Origin of the sequence: Bartonella sp. AP57NXGY, from assembly GCF_042195805.1 — a bacterium.
Lineage (GTDB): Bacteria > Pseudomonadota > Alphaproteobacteria > Rhizobiales > Rhizobiaceae > Bartonella.
Window position 1 is genome coordinate 1 of record NZ_JBHIOZ010000258.1, and the last position, 1,576, is coordinate 1,576.

Genomic DNA, 1,576 nt, shown 5'->3' on the forward strand with positions numbered 1-1,576 from the left:
CCCAATAGCTACTGACAACTAAAATGAACGAAAATCTGTTTACCCTATTCGCAACTCCAATAATCCTAAATCAACCTGCCACAATCCCCATCATTATATTTCCCATATTATTAATCCCAACGTCCAAACATCTCATTAACAACCGACTAATCACTATCCAACGCAACCTAGTACTATTCACTCTAAAACAAATAATAATAACCCATAATGCTAAGGGGCGAACCTGATCTCTAATACTAATATCCCTAATTACCTTTATTACCACAACTAACCTTCTGGGACTCCTACCCCATTCATTTACACCCACCACCCAACTATCCATAAACCTCGCTATAGCAATCCCCTTATGAGCTGCCACAGTAATCACAGGCCTTCGCTTTAAAACCAAAAGCTCCCTAGCTCACCTCCTACCACAAGGCACACCAACATTACTCATCCCCATACTAGTAATAATCGAAACCATTAGCCTGGTCATCCAACCAGTAGCCCTAGCCGTACGCTTAACTGCTAACATTACGGCTGGTCACCTGCTAATACACCTAGTTGGAAACGCAACACTAACACTACTAACTATCAGCCCCCCCGCTACTTCACTGATCTTCACACTCCTGACACTACTCACCATCCTAGAAATCGCAGTTGCTCTAATCCAAGCCTACGTTTTCACACTTCTAGTTAGCCTTTATTTACACAACAACACCTAATGGCCCACCAATCCCATGCTTACCACATAGTCAAACCCAGCCCCTGACCACTAGCAGGGGCTCTATCAGCCCTTCTAACAACATCCGGCTTAGCCATATGATTTCACTTCTATTCCACCACTCTATTAACACTAGGTCTACTAACCACAACACTAACCCTTCACCAATGATGACGCGATATCGTACGAGAAAGCACTTATCAAGGACATCACACGACACCCGTTCAAAAAAACCTTCGATATGGCATAGTCCTATTCATTATCTCAGAAGTCTTCTTCTTTACCGGGTTCTTCTGAGCATTCTACCACGCAAGCCTAGCCCCAACCCCTTATTTAGGGGGCCACTGGCCACCAACAGGTATTACCCCATTAAATCCCTTAGAAGTACCCCTTCTAAATACCTCTGTATTATTAGCATCAGGAGTAACAATTACCTGAACTCACCACAGCCTTATAAACAACAATCGAAAACAAACAACCCAGGCTCTACTCATCACAATTCTACTAGGCATCTATTTCACCTTACTACAAATTTCAGAGTACTTTGAAGCACCCTTCACCATTTCCGACGGTATTTATGGCTCAACATTCTTTATCGCTACGGGTTTCCATGGACTCCACGTCATCATTGGATCCACTTTCCTCCTTATCTGTCTCATCCGCCAACTATTATATCACTTCACACCAAACCACCACTTCGGCTTTGAAGCTGCCGCTTGATATTGACACTTTGTAGATGTTGTATGATTACTCCTCTACATCTCTATTTACTGATGAGGATCCTACTCTTTTAGTATAACCAGTACAATTGACTTCCAATCAATCAGCTTTGACAGTATTCAAAAAGGAGTAATCAACTTAGTACTAGCTCTA

The 1,576-nt window shown here is 42.4% G+C and carries 1 protein-coding gene and 1 pseudogene; both read left to right on the forward strand.

Annotated elements, in window-relative coordinates; all coding sequences use genetic code 11:
* Nucleotides 1-362: 362 nt before the first annotated feature.
* Entirely contained in the window at nucleotides 363-704 is a 342-nt protein-coding gene (gene atpB / locus ACFIL8_RS10065; protein ID WP_375621879.1) for a F0F1 ATP synthase subunit A, read from the forward strand.
* Nucleotides 705-883: 179 nt separating this feature from the next.
* Nucleotides 884-1,423 (forward strand): annotated as a pseudogene (locus tag ACFIL8_RS10070) (cytochrome c oxidase subunit 3).
* Nucleotides 1,424-1,576 lie beyond the last annotated feature (153 nt).